This is a genomic window from Saccharopolyspora sp. NPDC045839 (genome assembly GCF_056431645.1).
Genome location: NZ_JBWKKH010000009.1, coordinates 75,603 through 92,512, shown reverse-complemented (window position 1 = coordinate 92,512; position 16,910 = coordinate 75,603). Strand labels below are relative to the sequence as shown.

The window sequence follows — 16,910 nt, the reverse complement described above, 5'->3', positions numbered from 1 at the left end:
GGTTACCCCTTCACTGCGCCGGAGGTCAGTCCGGACACGATGCGACGCTGGAAGAACAGCACGAACACGATGATCGGAATGGTGATCACCACCGCGGCCGCGGAGATCGACCCCGTCGGGTCCTCGAACTGCGAGTCGCCGGTGAAGAACTGCAGCGCCACCGGCGCGGTGCGGGAGTTCTCCGTCGAGGTCAGCGAGATCGCGAACAGGAAGTCGTTCCAGCAGAAGATGAACACCAGGATGGCGGTGGTGAACACGCCTGGCGCGGCCAGCGGCGCGATCACCTTCGCGAAGGCCTGCCCCGGCGTGGCGCCGTCCATCTTGGCCGCCTTCTCCAGCTCCCACGGGATCTCCCGGAAGAACGCCGACAGCGTGTAGATGGCCAGCGGCAGCGAGAAGGTGATGTACGGCAGGATCAGCCCCGGCCAGGTGTCGAACAGGCCCAGCGCCCGCTCGATCTCGAACAGCGGCGACACCAGCGACACCTGCGGGAACATCGCGATCAGCAGCGAGGCGCCGACCAGCACCCGCTTGCCGGGGAAGTCCAGCCGGGCGATCGCGTAGGCGGCCATGGTGCCCAGCACCACGGCGATGGCGGTCGCGATCAGCGCGATGCCGATCGAGTTCAGCAGCGCGCGGGTGAACTCGCTGGTGGCGAAGATCGCCGCGTAGTTCTCCAGGGTCCACTCGCGCGGGATCAGGTTGCCGTCGGAGAGCGTCGCCGGCGTCTTGAACGACAGCGACAGGATCCACAGCACCGGCACCAGCGCGTACACCAGCACGATGATGTTGAGCAGCCCCCACTTGGTCTTCCGCGCGGGGGTCTCGGCCCCGCCGACGCCGGCCATCAGCGCCTCCCCTTGTCGTCGCTACCGGGCGCGGCCGCGCCGAAGAGCTTCACGAACATCCACGCGATGATCGCGACCGCGATGAAGATCAGGACCGACATGGTCGAGCCGATGCCCAGGTTCAGGCCCTTGATCAGGTTGTTGTAGGCGAGCACGGACACCGACGAGGTGTCTTGCGCACCGGAGGTGAGCACCACGATGTTGTCGAAGACGCGGAACGCGTCGAGGGTGCGGAACAGCAGCGCGACCAGGATGGCCGGCTTCATCACCGGCAGCATCACCTTCACGAACCGCTGCCACGGCCCGGCGCCGTCCATCGCCGCCGCCTTGAGCAGGTCGTCGGGCACCAGTGCCAGACCCGCCATCAGCAGCAGCGCCATGAACGGCGTGGTCTTCCAGATCTCCGCCAGGATCACGATGGCCAGCGCGCTGGCGTGCTCGGTCAGCGGCGCGCCGCCCGGCGTGATCGCGTTGGCCAGGTAGCCGGTGTCGGGCGTCCACGCGTAGCGCCAGCTGAAGGCCGCGACGACGGTGACGATGCCGTACGGGATGAGGGTCACGGTGCGCACCAGGCCGCGGCCGACCAGCGCCCGGTGCATGACCAGCGCGAGCCCCATGCCGAGGGCGAACTCGATCGCCACCGAGACGACGGTGACCAGGATCGTCACCCAGAACGCGCTCCACCAGTAGCCGTTGCCGAGCACCGTGATGTAGTTGTCCAGCCCGACGAACTCGCGCTGGTCCGGGTACTTGAGGTCGAAGCGCTGGAACGACAGCCACAGCGCGTAGAGGATCGGCCAGCCGGTGACGGCGAGCATCACCAGCGCGGCCGGGGCGCACAGCAGCCAGCCGAGCTTGCGTTCGGCCTTCTTGCCCTCGCTGATCGCTCCCTTGCCGCTGGACACCGCGACGGGGTCCTTTTGACTCGTCTGCGCCATCACGGCATCACTCCCTTGGAATCCAAGGCGTTCTGCACCTCGGCGCGCATCCGATCCGCGGTGCTCCGCGGGTCGATCTCCGCGATCGGGGCGAGCATGTTGGACAACACCGTGGAGACGTTCTGCGCGGCCGGCGTCACCGGTCGCACGCCCGGGTCCTTGAGCGCTTCCAGGATGGTGTCCCGCATCGGGTATTCGGCGGCGACCTCGGGATCCGAGTAGACGGACTCGATCGTGGGCGGCACGCCGTCGTTGATGGCGGAGAACTTCTGGTTCTCCGGGCTGCGCAGGCACTTCGTCGCCTCGAAGGCCAGGTCCGGCTTGGTCGAGTAGCTGCTGACCGCGTAGTTGGCGCCGCCGATGGTGGACTTGCTCGGCACCCCCGGCTGCAGGCCGGGCAGTCGCGCCCAGCCGACGTTGCCCGCCAGCTCGGGCTTGTTCTCCTGCATCGACGGGTAGACGAACGGCCAGTTCAGCTGGAAGGCGGCCTGGCCGGTCTCGAACTCCTGCCGGGCGTCGTCCTCCTTGGCGTTGTTCATCGACGGGCTGGTGACGCCCGCCGTGCCGAGGTCGCGCAGCGCCTGCAACGCCTGCACCGCGCCCTCGTCGATCACGGCGCGCTTGCCGTCATCGGAGATGATGTGCCCGCCCGCCGACTGCACGAGCGTGTTGAAGTGCACGTACAGGCCCTCGTACTGCGCGCCGGTGAGCGAGATCCAGTGCGGCTTGCCCTCCTGCTTCAGGCGCTGGGCGGTCGAGATCATCTCGCCCCACGTCTTCGGCGGCTCGGGCACCAGGTCCTTGCGGTACCAGAGCAGCTGCACGTTGGTGTTCTTCGGCGCCGCGTAGAGCTTGCCCTCCCAGGTGGCCGTCTCCAGCGGCCCCCGCAGCGTGTCGCGCTCGGCTTCCGCCTTGTTCTGGCCGGTCCACTCCCGGATCCACTTGGCCTCGGCGAACTCGCCGGTCCAGGAGACGTCCAGGTAGAGGATGTCCATGCCGGTGTCGCCGGCGGCCAGCCGGCGCACCATCTGCTCGCGCTGGCCATCGGCGTCGCGGGGCAGCTTGTGGTAGACGATCTGGTACCGCCCGCCTGACTCGGCGTTGCAGCGGTCCACGTTCTGCTGCAGGTTCTCCTCGGGCGCGCTGTAGAGGTTCACGGTGTTCGCGCCGGAGGCCGGTGCGCAGGCGGTCAGCGCGGACGCGCACACCAGCGACGCGCCCAGCACTGCCGCTGCACGGGTGCGGCGAACTCTCACGGTCGGTCCTTCCAGTTGCCGGTCGCAGCCGCGACCCGGCACTGGGGTGCCCACGCTTCGTCGCCTGCCACCACCGGCGGTGAGCCGGTGTTGGCAAGCTAGGCGTCTTGATCAGTCAAGGCAAGGGCAGCGTGCCCCTTGTTGCTAATACGTGAATGTGGGCAAAAAGGGACGTCGGAGCGCTGCGCCAAAGGCCACATCCCAATGCGGTAATCGTAGGCAGTCGTCTGGCCCGAACGCTGGCATCGCCGCCTCAACGGCTGGTGCGCAGCCATCGAGCCCTGGCGAACCCAGTGGTCGCGATGGCCCACGCGACCACCCAGACCGCTCCGACCGCGAGCGCCGCGTACGTGGACCAACCGGCCGCGGGCGGCCCGAGGGCCGGCACGATGCCGAAGGCGCGCAGCGAGAACCCGATCACGCCCGCTGCCATCACCGCGACGCCGAGCCACGACACCGCGACGAGCATCCAACGGACGACCGCGGCCTTCGCGAGGGTGCGCCATGCGAGCAGCAGGGCGCAGATCGCGGTGACCAGCCCGACGGCCGCATTGCCCAACTGCGCGAGCGCGATCTGCTCGGGTTGCCAAGCGATGTACGACGGCGGCGGGGCGGGGAACCCGTGGATGCCGAGTTCCGCGCGAATCGCGAGAACGACTTTCGAGGCGGTGTACGCGAGAGCGCCCGCACATGCGATCAGGGCTGCGGCGGTCTGTCGTTTCATGCCTCGAATGCTCGCGATGCGCGCCTCGCCGATCTTCCCGCCGAGGAACGAACCGCCTCCCTCCGGAGAGGGAAGTCCCCGAAAGAGGCGGACCCCAGGCCCCTCACGGGTCCTGGGGTCCGCCGGAAGTCGTGAGCGGCCCTGCCAGACCACTCACGATCACTGCGTCGATGGCGGGCGCATGGCGAGTTTGGCGAGCAGGTCCCGGCCCTGTTCCGCGTGCCGCGGCTGGGCCAGCACGTCGTAGCGGCCCGCGACCAGCTGGCTGGCCGAGGAGAAGTCCCGGCGACCGCGGGTCGAGGCGTAGCCGACCGCCGCGGAGACCAGCCCGAACACGATACCCGCGCCCAGACCGACCAGCACCGGGCCGAACCAGCTGCCCTGCGGCGTGAACAGGCCCAGGATCAGGCCGACGAACAGGCCGAACCAGGCTCCGGAGGCCGCGCCCCCGCCCAGCACCCGACCCCAGGTGAGCCGGCCGGTGACGCGCTCGACGAGCATCAGGTCGACGCCGACGATGGTCACCTCCTGGACCGGGAAGTCGCTGTCCGCCAGGTGGTCGACGGCGCGCTGCGCCTCTTCGTAGGTGCCGTAGGAACCGATCGGCCAGCCGCTCGGCGGGGTGGGCAGGTTGGGTGTGCCCGGCGCCGACCGGCCGGAGCCGGTGAACGGATTGGACACCGCTGACACCTCCGTTGGATTGCTGCCATGACGGGGACCGCGGGAGCCGGGCGAGCCCGATTCCGGCGTATTGTCCCCTCCCCCATCAGGCTACCCCGTGGAGTCTCCCGGAGATCATGTCCATCCGAGCGGTTCCGCGCATCCGCAGACCGGTCACCGGGCCGCCTCCCGCCGGACGACCGCGAACGTCAGCGCCGCGCACCCCAGCGCGGCCAGCGCCAGGAGCACGAGGCCCCAGGTGTAGTCGCCCGCCGTGCCGTAGATCGCGCCCATCACCAGCGGCGGGAAGAATCCGCCCAGGCCGCCCGCGGCACCCACCAGGCCGGTCACCGCGCCGACCTCGTCGGGCGGCGCCAGCTTGGCGACCAGCGCGAACACCGCACCCGCGCCGGCCCCGAGCACCGCGGCCAGCCCGAGGAAGGCGATCGTGCCGAACGGGACCAGCGGCAGTTCGAAGGCCGCCAGGGCCGCGAACGCCACGGCGAGCGAGCAGGCGGTGCCGAGCACGTCGGCCGGGTGCACGCGGTCGCAGAGCCAGCCGCCGATCGGCCGGGCCACCACGGCCAGCACCACGAATCCCGCCGTGCGCATCGAGGCGTCGCTCGCGCTGAGGTCGTAGGCGGACTTGAGGTAGGTGGGCAGGTAGACGCTGAACGCCACGAACCCGCCGAAGGTCAGCGCGTACAGCACCGACAGCTCCCAGGTCGCCGCCAGCCGCAGGGTTTCCACGGTGCGGTGGAACGCCGAACCCGGCGGCACCACTCGACCGGCCGGATCGCCGAGCAGCGTCCACGCCAGCACCGCCACCACGACCAGCGCCACCGACACGACCAGGAACGGCGCCAGCTGCCCGAACGCGGCGGTCAGCGGCAGCGTGGTGAACGAGGCGATCGCCGTGCCACCGGTGCCGACGCCGAAGACGCCGAGCGCCATGCCGCGGTTCTGGGGCGGGAACCAGGCGTTGACCGCCGGGACGCCGACGGCGAAGGTGGTGCCGCCGAGGCCGAGCAGCACGCCGCCGATCATCAGCACCGGCAGCGAATCGGGGAACAGCCCGACCAGCAGCACCGGGATGATCGTCAGCAGGCTGATCAGGGTGAACATCGGCCGGGCGCCGTGGCGGTCGGTGAGCGAGCCGACCGGGATGCGGCCGACGGAGCCGATGATCACCGGCAGCGCCACCAGGATCGCCTGGGTGAACGGCGCCAGCCCCAGCCGCTGGCCGATGCCCGGCGCCAGCGGGCTGAGCAGCGCCCACGCCCAGAAGTTGATCATGAAGGCGAGCGTCGAGACCGCCAGGACGACCCACTTCCTCGCCGACGCGACCGCGAACCCGGCGAAGGCCGGCGCGGGATGACTGACCACGGCTGACACCTCCGCTCGCCTGCGCCGATCGGATGCGTCCCGCCGAGTTGCACATCCCTCCGATCGGCCCAATCGTCGAGTTTGCGTGTCTCGACCACGGGCTGCGACTCGAAACGCGCAGCCACCTCGGCCACCGACGACAGCCCCGCGAAGGAGCCAGCCGATGGCGAACCGCCCGGATGCGGGCACCGATGGACCGGTGTCCGACCTCCTGCTGAGAACCCGCAAGCTGCTGTCCCCCGGCAAGGTCTCGGCCGATCTGCGCAGCATCGAGCTCGTCGGCGGGCGCGACGGCGACGTCTTCTACCGGGACCGCTGGAGCCACGACAAGGTGGTCCGCTCCACGCACGGCGTGAACTGCACCGGCTCGTGCTCGTGGCAGGTCTACGTCAAGGACGGGATCATCACCTGGGAGGCGCAGCAGACCGACTACCCCTCCGCCGGCCCGGATTCGCCGGAGTACGAGCCGCGCGGCTGCCCGCGCGGGGCGGCGTTCTCCTGGTACACCTACTCGCCCACCCGGCTGCGCTACCCGTACGTGCGCGGGGTGCTGCTGGAGCTGTACCGGCGGGCCAAGGCCGCCACCGGCGACCCGGTGCTCGCCTGGCAGTCCATCATGGACGATCCGGAGGCGCGGCGGAGCTACCAGCGGGCGCGCGGCAAGGGCGGGCTGGTGCGGGCCGACTGGGACGAGGTCGTGGAGCTCGTCGCCGCCGCGCACGTGCACACCATCCGCAGGCACGGCCCGGACCGGATCGCCGGGTTCTCCCCGATCCCGGCGATGTCGATGGTCTCGCACGCCGCGGGCGCTCGGTTCATCTCGCTGATCGGCGGCACCATGCTGTCGTTCTACGACTGGTACGCCGACCTGCCGGTCGCCTCGCCGCAGGTGTTCGGCGACCAGACCGACGTGCCCGAGTCCGCGGACTGGTGGAACTCCGCGTACCTGATGATGTGGGGTTCCAACGTCCCGGTGACCCGCACCCCGGACGCGCACTTCATGACCGAGGCGCGGTACCGCGGCCAGAAGGTCGTGGTGGTGTCGCCGGACTACGCCGACAACGTGAAGTTCGCCGACACCTGGCTGTCGCCGCAGCCGGGCACCGACGGCGCGCTGGCGATGGCCATGGGGCACGTGATCCTGCGGGACTTCTTCGTGCAGCGGCAGGCACCGCGCTTCGCCGACTACGTGCGCCGCTACACCGACCTGCCGTTCCTGGTTTCGTTGCGGGACAACGGCGCGGCGCTGGTGCCGGACAAGTTCCTCACCGCGGCCGATCTCGGCGCGCCCGGCGATCACGACCGGTTCAAGCCGGTGCTCGTCGACGAGCGCACCGGCCGCGAGCACGTGCCCGGCGGAAGCCTGGGATTCCGCTTCGGCGAAGGGGAAACCGGCCGCTGGAACCTGGATCTCGGCGAGGTGCGACCGCAGCTGAGCCTGCTCGGCCACGCCGCCGCCGAGCCGGTCGCGGTGGAGCTGCCGAGGTTCGACGTGCCCGACGAGCGCGGGGCCCGGCTGCGCCGCGGCGTCCCGGCGATCCGCGTCGGGGACCGCCTGGTGACCACGGTGTTCGACCTGGTGCTGGCCAACTACGGGGTGGCCCGGCCGGGACTGCCCGGGGACTGGCCGAGCGGCCTCGACGACCCGAAGCCGCACACCCCGGCGTGGCAGGAGGAGATCACCGGGGTGCCCGCCGCGCAGGTGACCCGGGTGGCCCGCGAATTCGCCCGCAACGCCGAGGAATCCGGCGGCCGGTCGATGATCCTGATGGGCGCGGGCACCAACCACTGGTTCCACTCCGACACGATCTACCGGGCGTTCCTGGCGCTGGTGACGCTGACCGGTTGCCAGGGGGTCAACGGCGGCGGCTGGGCGCACTACGTCGGCCAGGAGAAGTGCCGCCCGGTCACCGGTTGGGCGCAGCTGGCCGGGGCGCTGGACTGGGCGCGGCCACCGCGCCAGATGATCGGCACCGCGTTCTGGTACCTCGCCACCGACCAGTGGCGCTACGACGCGCTGGGCGCCGACGAGCTGATCCACCCGCTCGGCCCGGGCCGGTTGTGGGGCGCGGCGATGGCCGACTGCATCGCCCGGTCGGCGCGGATGGGCTGGATGCCGTCGTACCCGACGTTCGACCGCAACCCGCTCGACCTGGTGGATTCGGCCCGCGCGGCCGGGATGGAGCCCGCCGACCACGTGATCGACGAGCTGCGCGCCGGGCGGCTGCGCTTCGCCTGCACCGACCCGGACGCCGAGCAGAACTGGCCGCGGATCGTCACGGTGTGGCGGGCGAACCTGCTGGGCTCGTCGGCGAAGGGCAACGAGTACTTCCTGAAGCACCTGCTCGGCACCGATTCCGCGCTGCGGGCCGAGGAAGCCCCGCCGAACCGGCGGCCGCACGACGTCCGGTGGCATCCGAAGGCGCCGGAGGGAAAGCTGGACCTGCTGGTATCGCTGGACTTCCGGATGACCAGCACCGGCCTGTGCAGCGACGTGCTGCTGCCCGCCGCCACCTGGTACGAGAAGCACGACCTGTCCTCGACGGACATGCACCCGTTCGTCCACGCGTTCACCCCGGCGATCGCGCCGCCGTGGCAGACCCGCAGCGACTTCGCCGCATTCCACGCCGTGGCCCGCAAGTTCTCCGAGCTCGCCGCGACGCACCTGGGCATCCGCGAGGACCTGGTCGCCGCGCCGCTGCTGCACGACACCCCGGACGAGCTCGCGACGCCCGGCGGCGTGGTGCGGGACTGGGGCCGCGACGAGGTGGACCCGGTTCCGGGCGTCACGATGCCGAAGCTGATCGTGGTGCGGCGCGACTACCCGGCGGTGGCGGAGAAGATGGCCGCCCTCGGGCCGCTGGTGGACCGGCTCGGCGTGGGCAACAAGGGCTGGACGGTCATCCCGGACCAGGAGGTCGAGCGGCTGCGGCGCAGCAACGGCACCGTGCAGGACGGGGTCGCCGCCGGGCGGCCGTCGCTGGCGCGGGACGTGGACGCGTGCGAGGCGATCCTCGCGCTGTCCGGCACGACCAACGGCCGGATCGCGGTCGCCGGCTTCCGGGTGCTGGAGGAGCGCACCGGCGTCCGGCTGGCCGACCTGGCGCTGGACAACGAGGGCAAGCAGGTCACCTTCGCCGACACGCAGGCGCGCCCGGTGCCGGTGATCACCTCGCCCGAATGGAGCGGCAGCGAGCACGGCGGCCGCCGCTACACCGCATTCGCGATCAACGTCGAACGCCTCAAGCCCTGGCACACCCTGACCGGCCGCCAGCACTTCTACCTGGACCACGACTGGATGCAGGAGCTCGGCGAGGCGCTGCCGGTGTACCGGCCGCCGCTGAACATGCACCGGTTGTTCGGCGAGCCCGAGGAAGCCGGCGGTACCGCGGTCTCGGTGCGCTACCTGACGCCGCACTCGAAGTGGTCGATCCACTCCGAGTACCAGGACAACCTGCTGATGCTCGCGCTGTCGCGCGGCGGACCGGACCTGTGGATGAGCCCGGCCGACGCGGAGCTGATCGGGGTGCGCGACAACGACTGGATCGAGGCGGTCAACCGCAACGGCGTGGTCGTCGCGCGGGCCGTGGTGTCGCAGAAGATGCCGCGGGGAACGGTGTACATGTACCACGCCAAGGACCGGGTGGTGGACGTGCCGAAGTCCGAGATCTCCGGGCTGCGCGGCGGGATCCACAACTCGCTGACCCGGCTGCTGCTCAAGCCCACCCACCTCATCGGCGGCTACGCCCAGCTGTCCTTCGCGTTCAACTACCTGGGCCCGACCGGGAACCAGCGCGACGAGGTCACGGTCATCCGCCGCCGGAGCCAGACGGTGGAGTACTGACGCGGAGCGTCGAGGAGGAGTACTGATGCGCGTGATGGCACAGCTGGCGATGGTGATGAACCTGGACAAGTGCATCGGCTGCCACACCTGCTCGGTCACCTGCAAGCAGGCGTGGACCAACCGCGGCGGCGTCGAGTACGTCTGGTTCAACAACGTGGAAACCCGCCCCGGGCAGGGATATCCGCGCACCTACGAGGACCAGCAGCGGTGGCGCGGCGGGTGGCGGCTGACCCGCGGCGGCCGGTTGAAGCTGCGCGGCGGCGGGCGGTTCAAGCGGCTGCTGTCGCTGTTCGCCAACCCGAAGCTGCCCGCCATCCAGGACTACTACGAGCCCTGGACCTACGACTACGACAACCTGATCTCCGCGCCGCTGAGCGACCAGACGCCGGTGGCCCGGCCCCGGTCGCTGATCTCCGGCGAGCCGACGAAGATCTCCTGGAGCGCCAACTGGGACGACAGCCTGGCCGGCTCGCCGGAGCTCACGCGGCAGGACCCGGTGCTGCGCAAGCTCTCCGACGAGGTCAAGCAGTCCTTCGAAGAGACCTTCATGTTCTTCCTGCCGCGGATCTGCGAGCACTGCCTCAACCCGTCCTGCGTCGCGTCCTGCCCGTCGGGCGCGATGTACAAGCGGTCCGAGGACGGCATCGTGCTCGTCGACCAGGAGCAGTGCCGGGGCTGGCGGATGTGCGTCACCGGCTGCCCGTACAAGAAGGTGTACTTCAACCACCGCACCGGCAAGGCCGAGAAGTGCACGCTCTGCTACCCGCGGATGGAGGTCGGGCTCCCTACGGTGTGCTCGGAGACCTGCGTGGGCCGCCTGCGCTACCTCGGGGTGGTGCTCTACGACGCCGACCGCGTGCTCGAAGCGGCGTCGGTGGACGACGAGCACCAGCTGTACCCGGCGCACCTGGAGGTGCTGCTCGACCCGAACGACCCGGAGGTGCTCACCGCGGCGCGCCGCGCCGGCATCCCGCCGGACTGGATCGACGCCGCGCAACGCTCCCCGGTCCACGCGCTCATCAAGGACTTCCGGGTGGCGCTGCCGCTGCATCCGGAGTTCCGCACCATGCCGATGGTCTGGTACGTCCCGCCGCTGTCGCCGGTGGTGGACAAGCTGGCGGAGACCGGCCACGACGGCGAGGACGTGGGCAACATCTTCGGCGCCATCGACGCCCTGCGGATCCCCGTCGAGTACCTGGCGGAACTGTTCACCGCGGGCGACGTGCGGCCGGTGACCGAGTCGCTGCGCAAGCTGGGCGCGATGCGCTCGTACATGCGCGACATCAACCTCGGCCGCCCGCCGAACCCGGCCATCCCGGAGGCCGCCGGGCTCGACGTCGAGCAGGTCCAGCGGATGTACCGGCTGCTCGCGCTGGCGAAGTACGAGGAGCGCTACGTGATCCCGCAGGCGCACGCCGAACTCGCGGGACAGCTCGACGAGCCCGGCTGCTCGCTGGACTACGAGGGCGGGCCGGGCATGTACGCGTCGGGGCCGTTCGGGGAGTCCTCCGGCCAACCGGTGCCGATGTCGGTGGAGAACTTCCACCTGCTCAAGCAGCGGCAGAGCGCGGAGCACTTCACCGCGCCGGACGGCTCGCGCCGCGTGAACCTGCTCAACTGGGACGGGCGCGGCACGCCCGAGGGCCTGTTCCCGCGCAACGACGAGGACAGCTGATGGGCTTCGACCGCTCCCGCGCTCTCACGCACCGCATCGCGGCATACCTGCTGGCCTATCCGGACGAGCCGCTGCGCGCGCTGCTGCCGCAGCTGCGGGAGGCCGGTGCGGAACTCCCGGCGCAGTACGGCGCGCCGCTCCGCGAACTGCTCGACCACCTGGACGCGAAGCCGCTGCTGGCGGCGCAGCAGCACTACGTCGAGACCTTCGACCTGCGGCGGCGCTGCTGCCAGTACCTGAGCTACTGGTCGACCGGCGACACCCGCAACCGGGGGCGCGCCATCGCGGACTTCAAGCGCATCTACCGGTCCGCCGGCGTGCTGCCGCCCGACGACGAGCTGCCCGACCACCTCACGGTGGTGCTGGAGTTCGCGGCCACGACCGATCAGGAACTGGGCACCGCGCTGCTGGTCAACCACCACGCCGGGCTCGCGCTGCTGGCCGAGGCCCTGCACGGCCAGGGCACGGTGTACGCGCGCGGGGTCGACGCCGTGCTGGCCACGTTGCCCGCGCCGACGCCGGCGGTGCTGCGGGCGGCCGAGCGCATCGCCGCGACCGGGCCGCCCCAGGAATCCGTGGGCATGGCGGGGCCGTTGCTGCCCTTCCCCACCAGCAGCCCCGAAACCGAGGAGACGGGAGTCCGCCGATGAGCACCTGGGACGTGCTGCTGTGGGGCGCCGCGCCGTACGTGACGATCGCGGTCCTGCTGGTCGGCTCGATCTGGCGCTTCCGGTACGACCGGCTCGGCTGGACCACCCGGTCCTCGCAGCTGCTCGAATCGCGGCTGCTGCGGTTCGCCAGCCCCCTGTTCCACTTCGGACTGCTGGTGGTGATCGTCGGCCACGCGATCGGGCTGCTGATCCCGGAGTCCTGGACCGCCGCGCTCGGCGTCTCCGAGCTCCTCTACCACCTGGTGGCGGTCGGCCTCGGCGCGCTGGCCGGCATCTGCACGCTGGTGGGGGTCGCGCTGCTGATCTACCGGCGGCGCCGCAACGGCCCGGTGTTCTCCGCGACGACCGTCAACGACAAGGCGATGTACCTGGTGCTGGTCGGGGCGATCGTGCTCGGGTTGCTGACCACGGTGCTGGCCAACGGCATCACCGAGGGCTACGACTACCGCGCCACGATCTCGCCGTGGTTCCGCAGCATCTTCGTCCTGCAGCCCGACGTGGCGCTGATGGTGGACGTGCCCTGGCCGTTCAAGGCGCACATCCTGGTGGGGATGCTGCTGTTCGCGCTGTTCCCGTTCACCCGGCTGGTGCACGCCTTCAGCGGTTTCGCCGCGGTGCGCTACCTGTTCCGGCCCTACGTCGTCTACCGCAGCCGGGCCGAGGCGCGACCCCGCCGCGGCTGGGAGCCCGTCGGGGTGCCCGGCCAGCGCCGCGGCAAGCACGACGCCCCGCGCCCGACCCGGAAGCACTGAGGTTTTTCCAACCTCGTTTTGCATTGCGGTGCGGGTAGCGGCCCCCCTGCGGGAGTTACAGCGTCCGCCTGGTCTGTGGGTGCCCAGCCTTATGTATGCCAATACACGGCGGCTGGGCCGTCCTCGCCAGGCGAACGCTGAGAACCCGCGGCGGCGCAAGCGTCGCAGGTGGGCTATGCGCCTGCGGCGCATGCGACACCCCACCGACGTGCGGCTTTGCGGCCCGCGGCTGCGGGCCGACCAGGATGAAAAACGCTCACTGAAACCCGACCCCGCTCAGGCCGGATCGGAAACCTCGGCCCGGGGCGCCTTCGCCCGCGGCGCCGCCTTCGGCGCGAAACCGGCACGTCGCCTGGGCCGCGGCGCGAGGACGTCGACGGTGCCGACCAGGATCATGTGGGCGTAGGCGGTGAGGCCCGTCGCCAGGACGATCCAGCCTCCGCCGCTGAAGGCGTTCGGCTCGTACGACCACAGGATTCCGACGAACACCAGCAGCGTCAGCACCGACGCACCGACGCGGGCGGCGGTGCGGTAGGCCACCGCTGCGGGCCAGGTCAGCAGCGCCGCGACCAGCGCAAGCCCGAGGGGGCCGAGCCGGAATCCGGTGGTGAACAGCCAGAACTCGGCCGCCATCAGCACCACCGCGATGAACACCGTGGGCAGCCAGCGCGCCAAGCCGCGACCGAAGCGGTGCACCAGGCGCCACCCCGACCACACGGCGAAGACCGCGGCGAACAGCATCGCCGGCAACGCGCCGGGCCCGAAGGACGTGCCCGAAAGGTCGGCCACGACCAGCCAGTTCCCGGGCACGCCGCCGAACCAGCCGAAGCCGTCCGCGCACCCGACGTCCACGCCGGTGCCGGAATCCGAGCAGGCCACGGCCAGGGCGCGCATCGGCGATTCCGCCGAACCCGGCGAGTAGGGGCCGTCCGATACGACGAACGAGCTCTCGAACGCCGAGTCGTGCTGCTCGGCGGACAGGACCTGCGTCCCGGGCATCGCCCCCATCCCGACGCCGGTGAACGCCACAGCGCTCGCCGCCAGGAAGCCCAGCAACGCGGCGCGGCGCGGCGCGGCGACGGCGTACACGACCGCCATCAGCAGCGGCTTGATCAGCGTCATCGCCCGACGCCCCAGCCAGGGCAGCACGCCGCGCCCGGAGGGGCGGACGGCCCGGTAGGCGAGCAGCCCGAAGCGCGTCGCCATCGACAGCGCCCGCGGCTCGCCGAGGTCGGCGAACCGCTGGCGGCCGACGTCGTAGCGCTCCACCTGGCCGGACAGCTGCGCGGGCGCGGGCACCGGCGGCTCGGCACCGCTTTCCGGGTCGGCCCCGGAAGAAACGGTTTGGACGAAGGGGATCTCCTCCGCCGCGATAGTCCACTGCAGACGTTCGGTGAGCAGCCGCTGGGTCTCGGTCAGCGAATGCTCGTCGTCCGGGGCGGCGAACAGCGCGTCGAGCTCGGCGCGCACCTCGCCCGCGTGGCGCGCCCACACCTCGGCGAGGAATCCGCGCCACTGCTTGGCCTGCTCCTCGTCGAGCTCCCCGAGCTCCGCCGTCGTCGGGCGGGAGACGATCGCCTGCAGCGCGTCGCCGAGCTCCTCCGAGCCGCTGTGGCGCCGGGCCAGCCGAGTCGGGTCGGCGAGCAACCTGACCAGCGCGGCGGCGGAGTCCATCCGCCCCCACATCCAGTCGTTCGCCCGCCACTTCGCGGACAGGAACGCGCCGAAGTTGCCCACGTCCAGACCGCGGATCTTGTCGGCGATCCGCAGCGGCACGTCCTCGCCGCGCCGCAGGGCGTCGAACGGCAGCGGGCTCTGCTCGTCGCTGACCACGCGCAGCAGGTTGATCCGCGATCCCGGGACGCGCCCGACGTCCAGCGGCGCGGTGAGCACCACCAGCTGCCGCAACGTCTCTGCCCGCCGATCGCTGCGCTCCAGCAGCGCGTAGCCGAGCTGCTGGGGCTCGTCGATCCGCTCGCGGGGCGGGGCTGCCGCGGCCAGCCGGTCGGCGACCCGGTGCAGCACCGCGTGCGCCTCCGCGACCGCGTCCACCCCGGCGGCGTCCGGGACCGCGTCCGCACCGGACGATTCCACAATGGACATGAGTTCGCGGGCGAACTCGGCGAGGTCGTCGTGGAAGTCCTCGCCCGCCTCGATCGCACGCAACACCTCGCCCAGCAGCGGCTGGATCGGGGACGGCAAGGCGTGCTGCAGCCTGGTGCGACGGCGCTGCACGCGCTGCACCCACTCGTCGAGCTCGGTCGTCTCGACGATCGGTTCCAGCTTCGCGCCGTTGATCCAGTACTGGTCGGCGTGCCCCTCCAGCACCTCGCCGAAGCTCCGCAGCCGGTAGAGCACGGACTTGCAGCGCCCGATCTCGCGGCTCTCCGGCGCCCAGCGCTCGATGTCCCAAGCCCAGCCGAGGCATTCCTGCACAGCGGTGAGCAGGCCGCGCGCATCGTCGAAGACGCGCGTGGTGGCGTCGCTGCCGAGCCCGGCCGACAGCCGGTGCGCGAGCTGCGTTCTCGCCTGCGCCGACCACTCCGCCAGCGGATCCCCGACCACCGGCGGCAGCAGCTTGCCGTCCTCGACGCCCGCGGGCTCGGTGAGCAGCCGGTACACCGCCTGGGCGTCCAGCTCCGCGCGAACCACCGCGTGATCGGGCAGGACCGCGCCGACCTGCTGCGCCAGCACCGCCGCCCGCTCGGCATCCGGCGCGGCCCGCAGCGGCGCGTACAAAGCCTTGCGACGCAAGGCGGTTCGCGCGACCAAGCGGTTGTGCTCGTCCAGCGCGTCGAGGTCCGCGAGCAGCGATTCCTGGGACAGCCGGGTCCGCAGGGCCGTCGCGGTCACCGGCACGGCGAACCCGGGCTCGCGGCGTTGTTCGCGCGAGGCAACGGGATCCGGGTTCAGGTAGAGCAGCCACCGGTGCGTCGGCCGGTTCGCCGGCGCGGCCGAGATCGCATCGATCGCCGCCGTCACCGGGATGTTGTCCAGCACGCCGCCGTCGATCACCCGGAACGGCGGGAGCAGCGGATCGGCGACCGTTTCGGAGAACAGCCCGATCATGTTCGGCTCGCCGTCCGGTGGTTCGCCGAGCGACGAGCGCACCTGCGCGGGCTCGAAGGCGAACGGGAACGACGACGTCGAGCGGGCGGCGTGGGCGAGCCGCAGCACGGTGGGCGCGAAATCGTCGCCCGCGCCGAAGTCCGACAGCGGATCGCCCGCCCTGCCCTGGTGCCGGAACCGGAACGACGCGGTGCGCCGCTCCTGCAGCATCGGCCCGGACCGGCCGTCGAAGCGCCGCTCCAAGATCGGGTCCAGCAGGGTGGCGGTCAGCAGCAGGTCGGCGCGGTTGCCGGGGTGCTCCGCCGCCGCGGGCACGTTGTCGGTGATGACCTCGGCGAGCTCGGCGCGGAAGTAGCGGTCGCCCTCCAACAGCGACGGCGGGCGGTGCTGCCAGAACTTCGGCACCGGCCGGGACATGGCCTCCACGTCCCCCAACCGCACCCACACCTCGCGCATCCGGTCGAAGGGCATCCCGTAGACCAGCGTCGCGGACAGCAACGTCGCGTTGAGGCCGCCGGCCGAGGCCCCGGCGAGCACGTCGACCGCGACCGCGTCGTAGCCGGACAGCTTCGCCAGCGACGCCCACGGATGGGTGCCCGTCGAATCGTCGTCCGCCGGTGCCCGCGAATCCGCCACGGCCTCGCGGAGCCGGTTGATCTCGGCGACCGCGCCGCCGATCCACACGGCCATGCTCGCGCCGCCGCGCATGGCCAGCGCCAAGCGCAGTTCCTGCTCGTTCTCCGCTGCCGCGGTGGCCACCTCGGAGCCCGCCCTCTCGATCGACGCCTGCGGATCTCACCCGGAACCTACCGCGACTGCCGCCACGGCCGATCTCCAACAAGCGAACTCAACCCGTCCGCCACCGCACCGAGCCCCGGACGGCGCATCACCACCACCCGCCAGGCGCCTCCCCGGCAGGCGCGGGATCGCGAGCACTTCGCATCGCCACAGCGACTGTTCGGGAGTGGCGGCGACAGGCGGGCTCACGCCGCTGAAGCAGCAAAGCCATTCGAGGGTCGCGCGTTCGAGTTGTGGTGGCGTTTTCGCGCGAAACCGGCGCCCGCCCCGCCTACCGAACGCCGGTTTC

The 16,910-nt window shown here is 71.3% G+C and carries 11 protein-coding genes; 4 read left to right on the top strand and 7 right to left on the bottom strand.

Annotation, left to right across the window (positions count from 1 at the left end; all coding sequences use genetic code 11):
- Window positions 1-2: 2 nt before the first annotated feature.
- The 6 genes from AC07EQ_RS15275 to AC07EQ_RS15250 all read right to left on the bottom strand — a co-directional run bounded on the left by AC07EQ_RS15275 (window position 3) and on the right by AC07EQ_RS15250 (window position 5,812).
- Window positions 3-848 (bottom strand): carbohydrate ABC transporter permease, encoded by an 846-nt coding sequence (locus AC07EQ_RS15275; protein ID WP_478388571.1) that lies wholly within the window; start codon window positions 846-848, stop codon window positions 3-5.
- Window positions 848-1,786, bottom strand: coding sequence for a carbohydrate ABC transporter permease (locus AC07EQ_RS15270; protein WP_478388570.1), 939 nt, complete (start codon window positions 1,784-1,786; stop codon window positions 848-850). Before AC07EQ_RS15270 ends, AC07EQ_RS15275 begins: the two co-directional genes overlap by 1 nt.
- On the bottom strand, window positions 1,786-3,042 hold the full coding sequence (locus AC07EQ_RS15265; protein ID WP_478388569.1) for an ABC transporter substrate-binding protein: 1,257 nt from the start codon (window positions 3,040-3,042) through the stop codon (window positions 1,786-1,788). The genes AC07EQ_RS15270 and AC07EQ_RS15265 overlap by 1 nt, the downstream gene beginning before the upstream one ends.
- Before the next feature lie 253 nt (window positions 3,043-3,295).
- On the bottom strand, window positions 3,296-3,766 hold the full coding sequence (locus tag AC07EQ_RS15260; RefSeq protein WP_478388568.1) for a hypothetical protein: 471 nt from the start codon (window positions 3,764-3,766) through the stop codon (window positions 3,296-3,298).
- A gap of 159 nt (window positions 3,767-3,925) precedes the next feature.
- Window positions 3,926-4,447, bottom strand: coding sequence for a general stress protein (locus AC07EQ_RS15255; RefSeq protein WP_358581887.1), 522 nt, complete (start codon window positions 4,445-4,447; stop codon window positions 3,926-3,928).
- A gap of 153 nt (window positions 4,448-4,600) precedes the next feature.
- Window positions 4,601-5,812 carry an MFS transporter gene (locus AC07EQ_RS15250; RefSeq protein WP_478388567.1) on the bottom strand — a complete coding sequence of 404 codons (1,212 nt, stop codon included), beginning with the start codon at window positions 5,810-5,812 and terminating at the stop codon, window positions 4,601-4,603.
- A 163-nt stretch (window positions 5,813-5,975) separates the two neighbouring features.
- On the opposite strand from AC07EQ_RS15250, the gene AC07EQ_RS15245 reads away from it, so the two are divergent.
- Genes AC07EQ_RS15245 through narI form a run of 4 tightly spaced genes read left to right on the top strand, consistent with a single transcriptional unit; the run spans window position 5,976 to window position 12,754 of the window.
- A complete protein-coding gene (locus AC07EQ_RS15245; protein ID WP_478388566.1) occupies window positions 5,976-9,656 on the top strand; it encodes a nitrate reductase subunit alpha in 3,681 nt (1,226 codons plus the stop codon).
- 25 nt (window positions 9,657-9,681) lie between these two features.
- Complete coding sequence (gene narH / locus AC07EQ_RS15240) at window positions 9,682-11,331, top strand: nitrate reductase subunit beta (protein ID WP_478388565.1); 1,650 nt, start codon at window positions 9,682-9,684, stop codon at window positions 11,329-11,331.
- Window positions 11,331-11,981, top strand: coding sequence for a nitrate reductase molybdenum cofactor assembly chaperone (narJ, locus tag AC07EQ_RS15235; protein WP_478388564.1), 651 nt, complete (start codon window positions 11,331-11,333; stop codon window positions 11,979-11,981). Before narH ends, narJ begins: the two co-directional genes overlap by 1 nt.
- The gene (narI, locus tag AC07EQ_RS15230; protein WP_478388563.1) at window positions 11,978-12,754 is read left to right on the top strand and encodes a respiratory nitrate reductase subunit gamma; all 777 of its coding nucleotides are present in this window, start codon (window positions 11,978-11,980) and stop codon (window positions 12,752-12,754) included. The genes narJ and narI overlap by 4 nt, the downstream gene beginning before the upstream one ends.
- Before the next feature lie 276 nt (window positions 12,755-13,030).
- Here the strand turns inward: narI and AC07EQ_RS15225 are convergent, their stop codons facing one another.
- On the bottom strand, window positions 13,031-16,582 hold the full coding sequence (locus AC07EQ_RS15225; RefSeq protein ID WP_478388562.1) for a patatin-like protein: 3,552 nt from the start codon (window positions 16,580-16,582) through the stop codon (window positions 13,031-13,033).
- Window positions 16,583-16,910 lie beyond the last annotated feature (328 nt).